Origin of the sequence: Pseudomonas palmensis (genome assembly GCF_049942755.1) — a bacterium.
Classification (GTDB): domain Bacteria; phylum Pseudomonadota; class Gammaproteobacteria; order Pseudomonadales; family Pseudomonadaceae; genus Aquipseudomonas; species Aquipseudomonas palmensis.
Window position 1 is genome coordinate 4,633,432 of the sequence record NZ_CP187958.1, and the last position, 17,315, is coordinate 4,650,746.

Sequence of the window (17,315 nt, forward strand, 5' to 3'; positions counted from 1 at the left end):
CATGATGGGGTCTGCTTGGGGTTCAATCTACCCCGAGGACCATCATGACCACTCCCACCGATTCCACCGACACCTATGTCACCCCGGGGCCGCACGGCCCCTTCATCCATCAGCGCATGCCTGACTGGCTCAAGCACTCCACCCCTGCAAGTTTCGCGGCCCTGAGCCGGCCCTGGGGCGCCGAACAGCACCAGGGCGCAGGGGATGCGCCGGCGCCCTGGTTCAGCAATGCCCGCGAGGACCAGCGCCAGGCACTGCTCGCCTGCCAGCAGCACGCCCGCGCCTGCGCCGACGCGTTGGCGCGTACCCTGCGCCCCCTCAAAGGCATCGTCGAGTTCGCCGAGCCGCTGCTCAAGGCCAGGCTCAAGCGCGACTTGCAGCGCGACGACGACGTCAACACCCACGAATTCGTGCACGTTACCCACGACACCGAACTGCTGGGTGCGCTGGTGCGCGTGGTGCCCAGGCGCCAGAGCCTGCTGCAGGCGGCGCTGCAGAACTTTGCCCGGGATGCCGAATTCGACGCCGGTACGGCCCTGGCGGCCAAGGGCGCATTTTCCATGACGCTGGTACCTGGCAGCGAGCACGCGCCGCGCTATCGCTACGTTTACAGCAGCAAGCTGGCGGTGGCCCCGCGCGACTTTGCCCGCGTGTGCCATGAGCTGGACCTGGGCAAGCAGTACCAGGAGCACCTGGCTGCGGTGTACGAGGCGCCGGCCACCCATGATCGGGTTCGCCGGCAGTCCATCGAGGCCTACAAGGCGCGCCTGCGCGTGCGCACCTGGATTGCGGCGATGAAGGGCGAGATTGGCGAGGCTGCCCGCAGCGCCTTGCTCGGCTGGCTCGATGGCACCGGTGCCGCCCAGTACAACGGCAAGCCCCTGGTGTTCAGCACCCTGGAAATGTTCGGCATTGGCTTGTCCGGTATCTGGGTGGCCAGCGCCGACCGCCTGCTCAGCGAGCAGACCGAGCCTGTGCTGGTGTATGTGCCGGGCGCGCCCCTGTACCCGCTCAAGGAATACCCGAGCATCGAGGCGTTCAAGCGCGACCTGCGCATCAACCTGATTTCGCCGGCCTATCAGCAGGCCATGCGCGGGTGTGTGGCCCGGGCCGATGAAGAGCGCTTCTTCGGGCTGCTGGAAAGCAATCTGTTTCACCTGGTCGATGGCCAGCACGGGCTGCTGGAGCGCCAGCCCAACCTGGAGGCGGACCTGTACCTGCGTGAACACCGGGTGGAAGAAGACCTGTTCGAGTTGCAGCATCGACGCCTGATCGAGAAGGCCAAGGCTGATGCGCGGCACCTGGCCGTGCCCAGTGCCGACGCGGACGAAGCGGCCCGCGAGGCGCGCCTGGCGTACTGGGAGAGCATCGGTCTGAACGTGCTCAACAGCGCCGCCTTCTTCGTACCCGGGCTGGGGGAGGTGATGGCGGTGGTGGCGGCCGGCCAGTTGATCGGGGAGGTGGTCGAGGGCATCGAGGACTGGGAGGTGGGTGATCGCGAGCTGGCCATGGCGCACCTGCAGTCGGTGGCACTGAACATTGCATTCGCCGTGGGCCTGGGGCTTGCCCTCAAGCCGTTGGCCGTCGGGCCGGGCAGCGAGTTGCTGGAAGGCACGATCCAGATCAGGCTGGCCAACGGGGAGTACCGGCTGTGGAAGCCGCAGCTGGAGCCCTATGCCGCGGATGTCGATCTGTCGGGGGTCGTGCCGGACCTTCAGGGGCGCTACAGCGTGGGCGACAAGACCTACATTCGTGTGCAGGGCCGCGCCTACGAGGTGGTCGGCACCGAAGTGGGCCAGTACCAGGTCCGCCATCCTCGCGATGACGCCTACCAGCCGCCGGTGGTGCACAACGGCGCCGGGGCCTGGCGCCTCGAGGCCGAAGACCCGCAGCAGTGGGAAGGCCTGACGTTGTGGCGGCGCCTGGGCCATCTGGTGGACGGCATGGGTGACGAGGACCTGCTGAACATGGCCGCCATCACCGGCATCGACGAGGCACGCCTGCGCCGCCTGCACAGCAACAACGAGCCTTTGCCGGCGTTGCTCGGCGACAGCCTGGTGCGCTGGCAGATGAGCCGCAGGGTGGCGGATGTGATTGCGGCCATGCGCGACGGGCAACCACTGGCCACCGAGCTCGATGCGTTGCCCCTGGCCTTGCTCACACGCATGCCGGGTTGGCCGGCCGGCGTGCTGGTGCGGGTGATGGAGGACGGGCAGCTGGTCAAGGAGTACGGTACGCCGCTGAGCGCCGACAACCGGACCCTGTCGATCACGCGCCAGGAACTGGTCGACGGTCGCTTCCTGACAACGCTGCTGCAGGGCTTGACCGAACAGGAAGAGAAGGCCCTGTTCGGCCCCTACCTGGCCAGGACCGAGGCTGGTCGCCTGACGCAATTGCGTGAAGCCTATGCCCGTTACGCCAGCGTCAACCGCAGCCAGGTGTTCGACAGCCTCTACCGCGCCGACCCGGTGCAGGAGGTGGCGGGCATGGCGGTGGTACGCAAGCAGTTTGCCGGGCTGGCGTGGCGGCAGGCCAGAGAGCTGCTCGAGAGTGCCAGCGTCAGCGAGCGAGCGCAGCTCACCGCCAACCCGCCGCGGGTGCCGTTGCGCCTGGCCGAACAGGCCCGCTGGCTGGTGGAGCAGGCGCGCGTGGTGCGTGCCCGTGAGGGCCTCTACCTGGGCTACACCGATCGCCTGGACTGCCTGAAGGTTGCCATGGACCAGTTGCAGGCCTTGCCGGGTTGGTCTGGCGATGTGCTGTTGCAGGTACGTGAAGGCAGCCCGTGGGGCGATGAGCTCAAGGCGGTCGGGCGCAGCACGGCGACCGGCACCAAGCGTATTCTCGCGCGGCTGGACGAAGGCTATCAGGCCTATGACAGCGAGCATAACGCGCTGGGCGGGGTGGAGCCGTTGTGCGCCGCCATGCTGCATGCGCTGCCCGACAGCGAGCGCGTGCTGCTGGGCCTGAACATCAACCAGGCCGACGCGTTGCGCCTGATGTTGGCCGAGAATGCCGCCAAGGATACGGCTGCGGTGCGTAGCAGCATCGGCGTGCGTCCGCGCACGCGCTGGTTCAAGCCGCCAATGCGCATGCTCGATGGCCAGATCGGTTATCCGCTCAGTGGCCGGCGCCCGTTTGGCAGGCCGCAGACGCCGGTGCAGCGGGCCCGGGCGCTGTACCCCGACCTGACCGTGGACGAGGTGCAGGCCTTTTTGCAGGAGCTAGGCGAGGGGCTCAGTGAGGAGGAGCTGCTGGTCAAGCTTGAGGGGCGGCGCCAGGAACTGTTCAAGCTGATCGATGAGCTGACCGCCTGGCGCAACGATCAGTCCGTGAGTTTCGCCGCCCGTGGCCACCGGGAGGTGGCGGCCGATCGCATCGAGCGTTGCTGGCGGCGCCAGTCCAGCCCGGTGATATCCGTTGAAGGGCGAACCGTCGGCTACACCCTCAACCTGTCGGAGACGCGCCTTGAAGGTCTGCCGATTCTGAGTGCCGATTTCAGCCATGTGGCGTCGCTGTTCATGCGCGACATGCAGTTGAGCGAATTGCCCGAAGCCTTTGTCGAGCAGTTTTCCAATACGCGCTGGCTCAACCTTTCCAACAACCTGTTCAGCACCCTGCCTGCCGCGCTGGAAGCCATACCGCGCATCACCCGGCTGACGTTCAGCTACAACAGCCTGGTCATGGATGCTGCTGCCAATGCGGTGCTGGCCAAACTGGTTCGCCTGAGAATCCTCAACCTGGACCATAACCCGTTGATAACCGCGCCCGATGTTTCGACCCTGGCCGACCTGCGCGGGCTCAGGCTGCAGCACACGGGCATCAGTACCTGGCCGACCGGCCTGATGGACCTTGACATGCTCGAAGAGGTCGACCTGCGCGCCAACAACATTCAGGTGGTGCCGCAGGACGTGCTGGCGCCCGCAGCCGAGCGTGTCGATCGGGTGTTGAGGATCAATCGGGTCACCAGCCTGCACGGCAACCCGATCGATGCCGACAGCCAGGTCAGGCTGACGGTCTATCGTCAGCGCACGCGTATCAGCTTTGGCGTGACGCCGAACCTGCGCGTCCATTTTGCGCCCGAGCCGATGGCTGCTGGTGCCACGGCCTGGCTTGCCGGTGCAGATGCGGTGCAGGCGGCCGAACTGCAGGCGATGTGGGATGCGCTCAAGGCCGAACCGGGCACCGACGAACTGTTCCGGCTGTTCGATGACCTGGGGGAGACGTCCGATTTTCGCGAGACCTACGACGACCTCAAGCAGCGGGTGTGGGCGCTGATCAAGGCAGTGAGCGCCAACACGGCGCTGCGCGAGGAGGTACTGCAGACCCTGGACAGCGTGCGCAACTGTGGCGATGCGGTGATCCTGGTGTTCAGCCAGCTTGAGGTGCAGGTGCTGATCAATCAGGCCCTGGCGCTGGGTACCCAGCTGGGTGCCGAGTGGTCACTGATGAAGCTGGCGCGCGGGCTGTATCGTCTGGAGCAGGTCGAGCTGATTGCCCAGCGGGTCATCGATGCACGTGTGCGTGCTGGCACGATGGTGGACGAGGTCGAAGTGCGGCTGGCTTACCGTACCGCGCTGACCGAGCCGCTCGAGCTGCCGGGGCAGCCCAACACCATGCGCTACCGAGCCACTGCCCAGGTCAGCGATGCCGATATCAAGGCTGCGCAGAAGGAGATCGAAGAGGGCGAGACGCCGGCAGTGCTCAAGGCTTCGATTGCCCAGCGCGACTTCTGGGTCAGCTACCTGAAGGTGCAGTATGCCGAGCGCTATCAGCGCATCGCCAAGCCGCTGCACGCCCGCATGGAGGCCTTGCAGGCAGATGCCGATGCCGGGCACATCACCGAAGCGGCGTACCTGCGCCAGAGCCACGTACTGCAAGCCAACCTGGCCAAGGAGGAGAAAAAGTTGCTGGAGACGCTGACGGCAGAAATCTGGAACAGCGTGCCTGACCAGGTCACCCGGTTGTAAATTCGACGCCACAAAAAAAGGCCCCGCAAGGGGCCTTTTTCATGGGGCGGTGTTCAGCGTCGACGGAACAGCGGCTGCGGCTCGTCGGTGGCGGCCTGGTAGGTCACCGAGAAGTCCTGCAGGCTCTGCAGCGCTTCGACCGGGTCCTTGTCGGCCCGCAGGGCGAAGGCGTCGAAACCGCAACGCTTCATGTAGAACAGCTGGTCGCGCAGCACGTCGCCGATGGCACGCAGCTCGCCGGTGAACTTGTAGCGGTCACGCAGCAGGCGCGCATTGGAGTAGTTGCGCCCGTCGGTGAAGGCCGGGAAGTTCAACGCGATGACCTGGAAGCTGGCCACGTCATCGCCGATTTCCTCGGCTTCCTCGTCGGCATCCAGCCACACGCCCAGGCCGCCGTCGCGGGCCTTGAGGGCATGGGCGTGCTCGCGCCACAGGTGCAGCGGCACGATATAGTCGTCGCAGTTGGTCAGTTCGTCCAGGGTGACGTCCTTGGGCAGCAGGTGCCAGGTTTCGTCGACGATCTGGTTGCCCTTAATTATTCGCTGCATAGACGCGCTCCTTGAAAGGGTCGATGCCAATACGTTGGTAGGTGTCGATGAAGCGCTCGTCTTCAGTACGTTTCTCGACGTACACATCGATCAGCTTCTCGATCACGTCCGGCATGTCGTCCTGGGCGAACGAGGGGCCGAGGATCTTGCCCAGGCTGGCGTCGCGGCTGGCGCTGCCACCCAGGGACACCTGGTAAAACTCCTCGCCCTTCTTGTCCACCCCGAGAATGCCGATATGGCCGACGTGGTGGTGGCCGCAGGCGTTCATGCAGCCGGAGATGTTCAGGTCCAGTTCGCCGATGTCGAACAGGTAGTCCAGGTCGTCGAAGCGGCGCTGGATGGATTCGGCGATCGGGATCGACTTGGCGTTGGCCAGCGAGCAGAAGTCGCCGCCCGGGCAGCAGATGATGTCGGTCAGCAGGCCGATGTTCGGCGTGGCGAAGCCGTTTTCACGCAGCTCCAGCCACAGCGCGTGCAGCTGGCGCTGCTCGACGTCGGCCAGGATGATGTTCTGCTCGTGGGAGGTACGCAACTGGCCGAAGCTGTAGCGTTCGGCAAGGTCGGCCACCGCGTCCAGCTGCTTGTCGGTCAGGTCGCCCGGCGCCACGCCGGTCGGCTTGAGCGACAGGGTAACGGCCACATAGCCCGGCTTCTTGTGCGCCAGGGTATTGCGCGTGCGCCAGCGGGCGAAGCCGGGGTGCTGCTGGTCGAGCTCGGCCAGCTGGCTGTCGAGGTTGTCCAGCGCCAGGTAGTCGGGGTCGACGAAGTGCTTGGCCACGCGATGCACTTCGGCATCGGTCAGGGTGGTGCTGCCGCCGCGCAGGTGCTCCATTTCGGCGTCGACCTTCTGGGCGAACACCTCCGGCGTGAGGGCCTTGACCAGGATCTTGATGCGCGCCTTGTACTTGTTGTCACGGCGACCGTAACGGTTGTACACGCGCAGGATCGCGTCCAGGTAGCTGAGCAGATCCTGCCAGGGCAGAAATTCGTTGATGAAGGCGCCCACCACCGGGGTACGGCCCAGGCCGCCGCCGACCAGCACGCGAAAGCCCAGTTCGCCGGCCGCGTTGTGCACCGGCTCCAGGCCGATGTCGTGCACTTCGATGGCCGCACGGTCGCTGGCCGAGCCATTGATGGCGATCTTGAACTTGCGCGGCAGGTACGCGAACTCGGGGTGGAAGGTGGTCCACTGACGCACGATTTCACACCATGGGCGCGGGTCGATCACTTCGTCCGCGGCAACGCCGGCGAACTGGTCGGTGGTGACGTTGCGCAGGCAGTTGCCGCTGGTCTGGATCGCGTGCATCTGCACCGTGGCCAGCTCGGCGAGGATCTCGGGGATGTCCTCCAGGGCAGGCCAGTTGTACTGCACGTTCTGCCGGGTACTGATGTGCGCGTAGCCTTTGTCGTAGTCGCGAGCGATTTTGGCCAGCATCCGGGTCTGGCGCGACGTCAGCTGGCCGTAGGGCACGGCTACCCGCAACATCGGGGCAAAACGTTGAATATAGAGGCCATTTTGCAGGCGCAGGGGGCGGAACTCTTCTTCGCTCAGCTCACCGGCCAGGTAGCGTCGGGTCTGGTCTCGGAACTGCTTGACGCGGTCCTCGATGATCCGCTGATCGTACTCGTCGTATACGTACATAGGGGTCCTGTTCTCAGGCTGCTTGCAGCTAATCGCGCGCACGGCCGCGCACTCCGGGGCGGAGCCGAGGCAAGATAGCAGTTTGCGTTTATGCGCAAAAGTGATGTTTTTGCATATGAAAAGAACTATATGGACTAAGTGAGACTGGCTAGCGTTTGGCTGTCACCTGAGCGTTGCCCGTGCCGTCGCGGTTATACTCGGCGCTTTGCGTTGCAGGAGCGTACTCGAATGCTCAAGGCCTTGTGCCTGTCGGTGTGGCTGGGCCTGTCGCTGGTGAGTGGCGCCCAGGCGGCCTCGGTGGTGTTTCTCAATCCGGGCAACGCCGACGAGACCTTCTGGGTCAGTTACTCGCGTTTCATGCAAGGCGCCGCGCAGAACCTGGGCATGTCCCTGCGTGTCGAGTACAGCGGGCGTGATCGCCAGCGTGTGCTGCATCAGGCGCGACAGGCGCTCCAGGGGCCGCAGCGGCCGGACTACCTGGTGCTGGTCAACGAGCAGTACGTGGCGCCGGAGATCATCCGCCTGTCGCGCGGCAGCGGGGTCAGGCTGTTTCTGGTCAACAACGGCCTGACGGTCGACCAGGCGCGCCAGGTGCACGAGTATCCGGACCGTTATCCGCCGGTCCTCGGCACCCTGACCGGCAACGACGAGGAGGCCGGCTACCGCATGCTCAAGACGCTGGTCGAGCAGTTGCCGCCCGCTGCCCTGCAGCAGGGCGTGGACCTGCTGGCGTTCTCGGGGTTGAAGCACACCCCGGCGGCGCAGTTGCGTGAGCAGGGCATGCACCGGGCGTTGGCCGAGTTGCCCGGCGTGCACCTGCGCCAGCTGGTGTATGGGGAATGGAGTCGCCAGCGCGCCTATGAACAGGCGCAGTTGCTGGGTGCGCGTTATCCGCGTACGCAGCTGGTGTGGTCGGCCAATGACGAGATGGCGTTCGGCGCGATGCAGGCATTCGAGGAGGCCGGGCGGGTGCCGGGCCGGGATGTGCTGTTCAGTGCGGTGAACAGTTCGCCGCAGGCCCTGCAGGCGCGAATCGAGGGTCGATTGAGCGTGTTGATGGGCGGGCACTTTTCTCTGGGCGGGTGGGCCATGGTGCTGCTGCACGATGATGCGCAGGGCGTGCCGATCGGTCAGTTGCTCGCCCGGCCGCGGCCGGTGCCGGTGCTTCAGCTGATCGATGCGGTCAAGGCACGGCGCTGGCTCACGCTTGAACAGCAGGGCGACTATGGGCTGGATTTCAAGGGGTTCAGCGCCGTTGGCAAGGCGCCAGGGTATCGATACCCGTTCCTGAAGGACGCGATGGACTACTAACCGACGAGCTGTACAAAAACCCTGCTTGAGCAAAGGGCATTGCTGGACTTAACTGCATCAGGTGCAGTGCATTCCCATAACCACAACAAGAGGCAATGCAATGGGAAATCCAAGCAAGGCAAGCAAGCCGGACAGCAGTGTCGATGCGTGGGCGATACTCTGCCTGATTGTACTGGTGGTCGTGACGGCGGTTTACTGGGTCAGTCATCAATAGGCCAAGCCGCAAGAGCGAATCAACCCGCTCTTGCGGACATGCCGGTGCAGCACCCCCCTCAAGCCTTCAGCAAGGCCTCCGGTGCCTCGGCAGGCACCGGTCGCCCGATGGCCTGCTCGACCCGGCGCGCCACCACCGGGTCATCGGCAAAGGGTATGAGGCTTGCCTGGTCATCCACCTGGTCGCTATGGCGCCTCAGGCAGGCGCTGGTGATCAGGTAGAAGAACACCAGTCCGGTCACGCAGTACAACCCATATGCCCAGCCGTTCATTCGCTGCCCCTTACGCCATCTGCGCGTTGTCCAGTGCCAGTTTCGGGTCTGCCACGCGTACCGTACGCCAGGTGTTCCAGGCCATCAGCAGCATCCCGCTCAGGAAGCACACGCCACCGACGAAGCGCACGATGAAGCCAGGGTGGCTGGCCACCAGTGCCTCCACGAACGAGTAGGTGAGGGTGCCGTCGTCGTTGATCGCGCGCCACATCAGGCCCTGGGTGATGCCGTTGACCCACATCGAGGCGATGTACAGCACGGTACCGATGGTGGCCAGCCAGAAGTGCAGGTTGATCAGCCCGATGCTGTACATCTTCTCGCGGCCGAACACCTTGGGAATCATGTGGTACAGCGCGCCGAAGGTGATCATCGCCACCCAGCCCAGCGCACCGGCATGCACGTGGCCGATGGTCCAGTCGGTGTAGTGCGACAGGGCGTTGACGGTCTTGATCGCCATCATCGGCCCTTCGAAGGTCGACATGCCGTAGAACGCCAGCGACAGCACCAGGAAACGCAGGATCGGGTCGCTGCGCAGCTTATGCCAGGCGCCCGAGAGGGTCATCATGCCGTTGATCATGCCGCCCCAGCTCGGGGCCAGCAGGATGATCGACATCGCCATGCCCAGCGACTGCGCCCAGTCGGGCAGGGCGGTGTAGTGCAGGTGGTGCGGGCCTGCCCAGATGTACAGGGTGATCAGCGCCCAGAAGTGCACGATCGACAGGCGGTAGGAATACACCGGCTTGCCGACCTGCTTGGGCACGAAGTAGTACATCATGCCCAGGAAGCCGGTGGTCAGGAAGAAGCCCACCGCGTTGTGGCCGTACCACCACTGCACCATCGCATCGGTGGCCCCCGCGTACACCGGGTAGGACTTGAACCAGCTGACCGGAATCGACAGGTGGTTGACCACGTGCAGCATCGCGATGACCACGATGAAGGCCCCGAAGAACCAGTTGCCGACATAGATGTGCGTGCCCTTGCGGCGCAGCAGGGTGCCGAAGAACACCACGCCATAGGCCACCCACACGATCGCCATCCACACCGCGCCGGTGAATTCGATCTCGGCGTATTCCTTGGTGGTGGTAAGGCCCAGGGGCAGGCTCAGCAGCATGATCACGATGGTTGCCTGCCAGCCCCAGAAGGTGAAGGCCGTCAGCCAGTCGCTGTAAAGGCGTACCTGGCAGGTGCGCTGCACCGCGTAGTAGCTGGCGGCAAATTGCGCGCTGCCGGCGAAACCGAAGATCACCAGGCTGGTGTGCAGGGGGCGCAGGCGGCCGAAGGTGGTCCAGGGCAGGTCCAGGTTGAGCTCCGGCCAGACCAGTTGCGAGGCGATCCATACGCCCATGGCCATGCCGACGATGCCCCACACCACCGTCATGACCACGAACTGCCGGACCACCTTGTAGTTGTAGGCCTGTGCCTGTTGATGAGTACTCATGGCTGTTTATCCGCGTTTCCTTCCTAGCCCACCCCCCGACGGGACGAGCACAGGCGCTGACTCTAGAAAGCCTGCCGCAGACAAAACAGACTCAGAAACAGGCCTTATATACGGATCAGATAAAAGCCCTGTATTCATTGGGCAAAAGCGCTACTGATCTGTAACAGGTGCGACATTTGAACGCTGTTATGCGGCCTAAATCGCCGTCAACGGGGTGACCATCGGCCGCAGCCAGGGTTCATTGGAATTATCTTGACATCACCGCGAAACGCAGTAGAGAATTTCACAAACTTTGCGCGCAAAGTTTTGCAGGCAGGGGCTTTCTGTCGTTGTTGCAGGCGTTGCGCGATCCGATACGACACTTAACGCGCCAGGGCTAACGGGACGACGCAGGTGCGCATCCCGCGCACGCATTCGGCACCGGAAAATATAATAACGAAGGGAGCAACAGATGAAGCTTTCCAAAGAATTGGTCCTCCAGGCAAAGGCGACATTCGGTACGCCTACCTACCTGTATGACGAGGCGGTGCTGCGCAGCAGTTTCAATGAACTGCGCGACGCCTTGCCCGACTGCGTGGATATCTTCTACGCGCTCAAGGTCAATCCGAATCTGTCGCTGGTGAAGCTGATCCGTTCGTACGGCGGCAACACCGAGGTCTGTTCGCTGGGCGAGCTGGAAATCGCCCTGAAGGCGGGCGTTGCACCCCAGGACATCATTTTCCTGGGCCCCTACAAGAAGCCCGAGGAACACCGCCGGGCGCTGGAAGTGGGGGTGTTCGCCATCGTCGTCGAATCCGAAACCGAACTGCGCGCGCTCTCTGCCCTGGCCGGCTCGCTGGGCTGTACCGCACCGGTGGCCATTCGCATCAATCCCAATTTCTCGGCCTCGGGCTCGCCCTGGAAGATGGGCGGGCGCCCGACCCACTTCGGTATCGAGGAAGACACCGCAGTGGCCAATTTCGGCCAGTACCTGGCGCTGCCCAACCTGCATATCAAGGGCATTCACGTCTACAACGGCACCAAGATCCTCGACGCCCAGTCGGTGTATGACAATGCCAGCTACATCCTCGACCTGTACCGCAACCTCACCCTTCGCTACGACCTTGACCTGAGCATGGTCGACGTCGGCGGCGGCCTGGGCATCAAGTACTACGAGAACGAAAAGGAACTCGACACCCGTCAGCTCAAGCAGCTGCTGGCGCCGCTGTTCGACAGTTTCCATCGCCAGTTCCCGCGTACCCGCATCATCGTCGAGTCCGGCCGTTTCGTGGCCGGCAAATGCGGCGCGCTGCTGGTCACCGTCGACAACATCAAGCACAACCACGGCAAGACCTTCGCCGTGACCGACGGCGGCACCAACTGCCACGGTGCCGCGGCGGGCAGCGGCCAGGTGCTCAAGCGCAACTTCCGCATCGTGCACGCCACCGGCAGCAATGGCGCGCCGCTGCGCGAGTACCATATCTCCGGCCCGCTGTGCAGCCCCGACGACCTGCTGGGGCGTGACGTGCGTATCGAGACCCTGAGCGAAGGCGACCTGCTGGCGGTGACGGCCTCCGGTGCCTATGGCCCCACGGCCTCGCCCACCCTGTTCCACAGCCATGGTCACCCGGCCGAGGTGATCGTCAGCCACGGCCGCCTGTTCCTGGCCAGGGCCCGTCAGACCGCACTGGAGATCCGCGACAGCCACGCCGACGTGGCGCTGGACGACATGCTCGCCGCCCCGGCCAGCGCACCTGTCGCCAGCAGCGCACCGGGCGTGACGGCCAGCGGCGCCACGCAGGCGCAACTGATCGAGATCCTGCGGGTGGTGCTCAAGCTGCCAGCCAGTACCGAGGTGCGTGCCGACTCGCACCTGCGTGACCACCTGGGGCTCGACTCGCTCACCTCGATGGAGCTGCTGGTCAGCCTGGAGGACGAGATCGAAGGCTTCTTCGTCAACCCCGACACCATTGCCCCCGGGCACTTCAATACCGTGACGACGCTGGCGCAGTACATCGACGCCAACCGCCAGAACGCCCCCGAAACCGCCTCGCAAGGCCAGCCAGAGGTACAGTATGAGCCGGTCTAGCGTGCTCCTGCAGCAGGTACTGGAGGCCAGCAACGGCCTGTACCCGCGCAAGGCGGCAGTCATCTATGCCGATGAAACCTACACCTATGCCGACCTCGACGATTCCAGTTCGCGGCTGGCCTCGGGCTTGCAGGCCTGTGGCCTGCAGCGTCAGGAACGGGTGGTGCTGTGCCTGGGCAACCGGGTAGAAACCATCTGTGCCTTCTGGGGTGTGCTCAAGGCCGGTGGCGTGGTGGTCAATGTCGGCCTGGAGACCCACGCCGAGGGCCTTGACTACATCGTGCGGGACGCCGAGGCCTCGGTGCTGATCACCACCTCGGAGAAGTTCGCCAGCCTGTCGGTGGACACCCCGAGCCTGCCGTACCTGCGCACCATCGTGCTGCTGGACGGCGAGGCCGACTCGGCGCTGACACGCACCTTCGAGGGTGTGCTGGTGCAGGGCAACGGAGCTCCGGTGCCTTGCGGCACGCTGGACCTGGACCTGGCCGCGATCATCTATACCTCCGGGTCCACCGGCGAGCCCAAGGGCGTGATGCTGACCCATCGCAACATGCTCGCGGCGCTGTCGTCGCTGCACACCTACCTGGGCTACAACGACAGCGACCACGTGCTCTGCTCGTTGCCGCTGTCGTTCGACTATGGCCTGTACCAGATGATCATGGCGCTGAGCGCGGGCGCCACCCTGGTACTGGAAAAGGAATTCACCTGGCCGATCTTCCTGATCAAGAAGATCCGCCAGTACCAGATCACGGTCATCCCGTTCGTGCCCACCATGCTCATGCTGCTGCATGAGTACGCGAGCAAGCGCAACGCCAGTTTCGAGCACGTGCGCATGGTCACCAATACCGGCGCGGCGCTCAAGCCGCCGCACATTGCGCAGATGAAGGCGCTGTTTCCGCAGGCGCAGATCTTCTCCATGTACGGCCTGACCGAGTGCAAGCGCTGCACCTACCTGCCGCCAGAGGACATCGACAGCAAGCCGGGCAGCGTCGGCATCGCCATTCCCAACACCGAGTTGTGGCTGATCGACGAGCACGGCCAGCGCATCGACCAGGCCCACCAGGTGGGCCAGTTGGTGATTCGCGGCGCCACGGTCATGGCCGGCTACTGGCGCAACCCGCAGGCCACGGCGAAAAAGCTCAAGCCCGGCCCCTATCCCGGGGAGAGCGTGCTGCATACCGGCGACTACTGCCACCTGGACGAAGACGGCTACCTGTATTTCGAAGGCCGGATGGACCACGTGATCAAGTCCCGCGGCATGAAGGTCAGCCCGGCGGAAGTGGAAGACTTCTTCTATGCCATGGCAGGCATCGACGCGGCAGCGGTGGTCGGTGTCGAGGATGCTGCGGCCGGCGAAGGGCTGTGGGCTTTCGTGACCTTGAGCCAGGGCGTCACGCTCAGCGCCGAGCAGTTGCTCGAACGCTGCCGCGCCGGGCTCGAGCCGCACAAGGTGCCACTGGCAATCAGTATCGAGCTCACCTTGCCGCGCACCGCCAACGGCAAGTTCGACCTCAAGCAGTTGCAACACACGGCACGCTCGGCACAGCTGGCGGCCGCCGGCTGACAGGCGCTGCGGGTGTTGCCCGTTACCTCGAAACAGTGCTTACGCAGGGAGTATCTACATGCGTCTTGGCAATAAAGGCAGGGACCAGACCCTGGACGTCAACGGGCAGACGTTTGCCCTGCGGGTCTGGGGCGAGGAGGGGGCTCATCCGGTATTGGCCGTGCATGGCTGGCTGGACAACGCCGCCTCGTTCGAACAGGTGGCGCCGTACCTGAAGGATTGCTTCGTGGTGGCACCGGACCTCGCCGGGCACGGACGCTCGGACCATCGGCGTGCCGACAGTGGCTACTATCTGTGGGAACATGCCGACGACATGAATACCCTGGTCGAGTGCATGGGCTGGAAGCGCTTTTCGGTGATCGGCCATTCCATGGGCAGCGGCATCGCGTCGATCCTGGGGGCGATGAACAAGTCCATCGACAGCATGATCTTCCTCGATGGCATGGGCGCTCCGTTCACCATCGCCGAAGAAGACACCGTGGAGCACCTGAAGAAGGCCCATCGCCTGATGCGCCTGGCCCTGCGCACCCGCCTGCATGGGTTCTCGGCCCCCGACAGCGTGCAGTTCAGCAGCGTCGAGGCGGCGGTCAACGAGCGGCGCAACAGTATCGACGGCCTGCTCTCGCCGGCCTCGGCACGCCTGCTGGCCATGCGCGACCTGCTCAGCGTGGGGGATGGCTACCGCTGGCGTCACGACCCGCGGCTGGTGCTGCCCGAACCGATGCAGCTGACCGAGCGTCAGGCCTGCGACTTCCTGCGCCAGATCAGTTGCCCGCTGCATGTGATGCTCGGGCGCCAGGGCCTGTTTGCCGGCCCGGAATTCGACAAGCGCAAAAAAGCGTTGCCCTGGGCCAGCCGTGTGCACTGGCATGATGGCGGGCACCATTTTCATCTCGAAGCGGCAAGTGACAGCCTGATCGCACAGATCAACACCGCCCTTGCGCAAAACGAGCAGGGCCCGGTGCGACGAATAGCCAATGAGTAACGGAGTAGGCGTGTGAAAGAGTTCTGGATTGCCCCGTCGATGCTGGCGGCCGATTTTGCCCGGTTGGGCGAGGAAGCCGAGCGGGTTCTGGCTGCCGGTGCCGACGTCATCCACATCGACGTGATGGACAACCACTACGTACCCAACCTGACCATGGGGCCGCAGTTCTGCAAGGCGCTGCGCAGCTACGGCATCACCGCGCCGCTGGATGTGCACCTGATGGTCACCCCCGTGGACCCGATGATCCAGGCATTTGCCGAGGCGGGTGCCGACTACATCTCGATTCACCCCGAGGCCACCGTTCACCTGGACCGCTCCCTGCAACTGATCAAGGATCTGGGGTGCAAGGCGGGCCTGGCCTTCAATCCGGCCACAGGGCTGGAGGAATGCAAGTATGTGTTCGACAAGCTCGACCTGTTGTTGCTGATGTCGGTCAACCCCGGCTTCGGCGGGCAGTCGTTCATCCCGGCGGTCTTGCCCAAGATCGAAGCAGCGCGCAAGCTGATCGATGCCAGTGGCCGTGACATCCGCCTGGAAGTGGATGGCGGGGTCAACCTTCACACTATCGGCCAGGTCGCTGCGGCCGGTGCCGACATGTTCGTGGCCGGTACGGCGATCTTTTCCCAGCCCGATTACCGCGCCACGCTCCACGCCTTGCGCAGCACGATTGCCGATGCCGCCCCGCGGCGCCAGTCATGAGCTGTGCAGTGAATTTCGCGAACCAGCATGAGTTACCCGTCCTTGCACAATAATACGTTTATCAAGGCCTTGCTGCGCCAACCCACGGCGCATACGCCTGTCTGGCTGATGCGCCAGGCCGGCCGCTACCTGCCCGAGCATCGTGCCCTGCGTGCCAGGGCCGGCTCGTACCTGGACCTGGTGAAGAACCCGGACCTGGCCACCGAGGCCAGCCTGCAACCGCTGCGCCGTTTCAGCCTGGATGCCGCCGTGGTGTTCGCCGACATGCTCAGCCTGCCCGACGCCATGGGGCTGGGCCTGTACTGCGTGAACGGCGATGGCCCGCGCTTTCGTCACCCCTTGCGTGACGAGGCGGCCATCGAGCGCCTGCGCGTGCCCGAACCCGAGGCGCTGGAGCACACCTACCAGACCCTCGCCCAGGTGCGTCACGAGCTGGAGGGCAAGGTGCCGGTGGTGGGCTTTGCCGCAAGCCCCTGGACCCTGGCCTGCTACATGGTCGAGGGTGGCCCGCCGGGCGACTGCCAGTTGATCAAGAAGATGCTCTACCGTCGCCCGGAACTGCTGCACCGGTTGCTCAAGGTGCTCGGTCACGCGGTGGCTGCCGACCTCAATGCACAGATCGAGTCCGGCGCCCAGGCGGTGATGCTGGTGGACAGCTTCGGCGGTGTGCTGGCCGACGCTGCCTATCGGCGTTTCTCTCTGTATTACCTGCGTGAAGTGCTGGCGCGCCTGCACAAGACCCAGCATGGCGTGCGCATTCCCTCCATCGTGCATACCCGTGGTGGCGCCCAGTGGCTCAGCCCGCTGGCCGACAGCGGCGCCGATGCGCTGGGCCTGGACTGGACGTGTGACCTGGCGCTGGCACGCCAGCTGGTGGGCAACTGCGTGGCGCTGCAGGGCAACCTCGACCCGGCCGTGCTGCTGGCAGACGAGGCGAGCATTCGCCGCGAGGTGCGACGCACCCTGCAGACGTTCGGACCACCGGCGGCCGGTTTCGGCCATGTGTTCAACCTGGGGCAGGGCATTTCGCCGGCCACTTCGCCAGAGGCGGTTGCAGTACTGGTCGACGCGGTGCATCACTACAGCCGCGTCGCGGGAGGTGTGCATGCTTGACCCGACGTTCGACTTCGACAAGATGCTGTGTTTCTCGCTGTATTCGACAGCCAACGCCATGGTTCGGGACTATGCCGAACCGCTCAAGCGACGTGGCGTCACCTACCCGCAACTGCTGGTGATGGCCGGGTTGTGGGGCAAGGATGATGTGTCGATCAGCGCCTTGAGCGAGCTCACCCTGTTCGACCTGGGCACGTTGACGCCAATCGTCAAGCGCCTGGCGGATGCGGGGTTCATCACCGTGTACCTGGACCCTAGCGACCGACGCCGACGCAACCTGCTGCTGACCGACAAGGGCCGTGAGCTCAAGGCCGAGGCGGCGCAGGTGTTCAGCAACATGGCGTGCAAGATCGACCTGGGCGAGGGCGAGGTGGAGCAGGTGCTCAACGTGTGCCACCGGATCCGTACCCGCCTGCGCTGACCCGCACCCATTCGCCAGCAAGGCCTGCTCCTGTAGGAGCCAGCCTTGCTGGCGAACAGCCACACCACCCACCA

General features: G+C 64.6%; 12 protein-coding genes. 8 read left to right on the forward strand and 4 right to left on the reverse strand.

The annotated features are described in order from the left end of the window. Positions 1-44 precede the first annotated feature (44 nt). Positions 45-4,967 (forward strand): NEL-type E3 ubiquitin ligase domain-containing protein, encoded by a 4,923-nt coding sequence (locus tag ACPRTJ_RS21435; protein WP_426427270.1) that lies wholly within the window; start codon positions 45-47, stop codon positions 4,965-4,967. Positions 4,968-5,020: 53 nt separating this feature from the next. Here ACPRTJ_RS21435 and ACPRTJ_RS21440 read toward each other — a convergent pair whose 3' ends face one another. Together ACPRTJ_RS21440 and ACPRTJ_RS21445 are read right to left on the reverse strand one after the other, a co-directional pair. Continuing rightward, positions 5,021-5,515: a DUF934 domain-containing protein gene (locus tag ACPRTJ_RS21440; RefSeq protein ID WP_043859917.1), complete on the reverse strand. Its 495-nt coding sequence runs from the start codon at positions 5,513-5,515 to the stop codon at positions 5,021-5,023. Continuing rightward, positions 5,499-7,157 (reverse strand): nitrite/sulfite reductase, encoded by a 1,659-nt coding sequence (locus ACPRTJ_RS21445; protein ID WP_229589290.1) that lies wholly within the window; start codon positions 7,155-7,157, stop codon positions 5,499-5,501. Before ACPRTJ_RS21445 ends, ACPRTJ_RS21440 begins: the two co-directional genes overlap by 17 nt. 228 nt (positions 7,158-7,385) lie before the next feature. On the opposite strand from ACPRTJ_RS21445, the gene ACPRTJ_RS21450 reads away from it, so the two are divergent. After that, positions 7,386-8,468 (forward strand): ABC transporter substrate-binding protein, encoded by a 1,083-nt coding sequence (locus ACPRTJ_RS21450; protein ID WP_229589289.1) that lies wholly within the window; start codon positions 7,386-7,388, stop codon positions 8,466-8,468. A 272-nt stretch (positions 8,469-8,740) separates the two neighbouring features. Here the strand turns inward: ACPRTJ_RS21450 and ACPRTJ_RS21455 are convergent, their stop codons facing one another. Both ACPRTJ_RS21455 and ccoN read right to left on the reverse strand, forming a co-directional pair. After that, complete coding sequence (locus ACPRTJ_RS21455; RefSeq protein ID WP_054915446.1) at positions 8,741-8,953, reverse strand: hypothetical protein; 213 nt, start codon at positions 8,951-8,953, stop codon at positions 8,741-8,743. A 10-nt stretch (positions 8,954-8,963) separates the two neighbouring features. Continuing rightward, positions 8,964-10,391: a cytochrome-c oxidase, cbb3-type subunit I gene (ccoN, locus tag ACPRTJ_RS21460; protein WP_043863022.1), complete on the reverse strand. Its 1,428-nt coding sequence runs from the start codon at positions 10,389-10,391 to the stop codon at positions 8,964-8,966. 451 nt (positions 10,392-10,842) lie between these two features. Here ccoN and ACPRTJ_RS21465 point away from each other — a divergent pair, with 451 nt between their 5' ends. Genes ACPRTJ_RS21465 through ACPRTJ_RS21490 form a run of 6 tightly spaced genes read left to right on the forward strand, consistent with a single transcriptional unit; the run spans position 10,843 to position 17,241 of the window. After that, positions 10,843-12,459 carry a phosphopantetheine-binding protein gene (locus ACPRTJ_RS21465; RefSeq protein ID WP_210014632.1) on the forward strand — a complete coding sequence of 539 codons (1,617 nt, stop codon included), beginning with the start codon at positions 10,843-10,845 and terminating at the stop codon, positions 12,457-12,459. Then, positions 12,446-14,023, forward strand: a complete 1,578-nt coding sequence (locus tag ACPRTJ_RS21470; protein WP_196932349.1) for a class I adenylate-forming enzyme family protein — start codon at positions 12,446-12,448, stop codon at positions 14,021-14,023. Before ACPRTJ_RS21465 ends, ACPRTJ_RS21470 begins: the two co-directional genes overlap by 14 nt. Positions 14,024-14,081: 58 nt before the next feature. Continuing rightward, positions 14,082-15,008: an alpha/beta fold hydrolase gene (locus tag ACPRTJ_RS21475; protein WP_043863019.1), complete on the forward strand. Its 927-nt coding sequence runs from the start codon at positions 14,082-14,084 to the stop codon at positions 15,006-15,008. A gap of 12 nt (positions 15,009-15,020) precedes the next feature. After that, on the forward strand, positions 15,021-15,707 hold the full coding sequence (rpe, locus tag ACPRTJ_RS21480; protein ID WP_043863018.1) for a ribulose-phosphate 3-epimerase: 687 nt from the start codon (positions 15,021-15,023) through the stop codon (positions 15,705-15,707). 27 nt (positions 15,708-15,734) lie between these two features. Next, positions 15,735-16,820: a uroporphyrinogen decarboxylase gene (gene hemE / locus ACPRTJ_RS21485; protein WP_054915444.1), complete on the forward strand. Its 1,086-nt coding sequence runs from the start codon at positions 15,735-15,737 to the stop codon at positions 16,818-16,820. Next, positions 16,813-17,241: a MarR family winged helix-turn-helix transcriptional regulator gene (locus ACPRTJ_RS21490; protein WP_043863016.1), complete on the forward strand. Its 429-nt coding sequence runs from the start codon at positions 16,813-16,815 to the stop codon at positions 17,239-17,241. Before hemE ends, ACPRTJ_RS21490 begins: the two co-directional genes overlap by 8 nt. Positions 17,242-17,315 lie beyond the last annotated feature (74 nt).

Bases quoted from the DNA above. Each gene is read 5' to 3' on its own strand.
- ACPRTJ_RS21435 (WP_426427270.1), top strand. From the start codon at position 45: ATGACCACTCCCACCGATTCCACCGACACCTATGTCACCCCGGGGCCG.
- ACPRTJ_RS21440 (WP_043859917.1), bottom strand. From the start codon at position 5,515: ATGCAGCGAATAATTAAGGGCAACCAGATCGTCGACGAAACCTGGCAC.
- ACPRTJ_RS21445 (WP_229589290.1), bottom strand. From the start codon at position 7,157: ATGTACGTATACGACGAGTACGATCAGCGGATCATCGAGGACCGCGTC.
- ACPRTJ_RS21450 (WP_229589289.1), top strand. From the start codon at position 7,386: ATGCTCAAGGCCTTGTGCCTGTCGGTGTGGCTGGGCCTGTCGCTGGTG.
- ACPRTJ_RS21455 (WP_054915446.1), bottom strand. From the start codon at position 8,953: ATGAACGGCTGGGCATATGGGTTGTACTGCGTGACCGGACTGGTGTTC.
- ccoN (WP_043863022.1), bottom strand. From the start codon at position 10,391: ATGAGTACTCATCAACAGGCACAGGCCTACAACTACAAGGTGGTCCGG.
- ACPRTJ_RS21465 (WP_210014632.1), top strand. From the start codon at position 10,843: ATGAAGCTTTCCAAAGAATTGGTCCTCCAGGCAAAGGCGACATTCGGT.
- ACPRTJ_RS21470 (WP_196932349.1), top strand. From the start codon at position 12,446: ATGAGCCGGTCTAGCGTGCTCCTGCAGCAGGTACTGGAGGCCAGCAAC.
- ACPRTJ_RS21475 (WP_043863019.1), top strand. From the start codon at position 14,082: ATGCGTCTTGGCAATAAAGGCAGGGACCAGACCCTGGACGTCAACGGG.
- hemE (WP_054915444.1), top strand. From the start codon at position 15,735: ATGAGTTACCCGTCCTTGCACAATAATACGTTTATCAAGGCCTTGCTG.
- ACPRTJ_RS21490 (WP_043863016.1), top strand. From the start codon at position 16,813: ATGCTTGACCCGACGTTCGACTTCGACAAGATGCTGTGTTTCTCGCTG.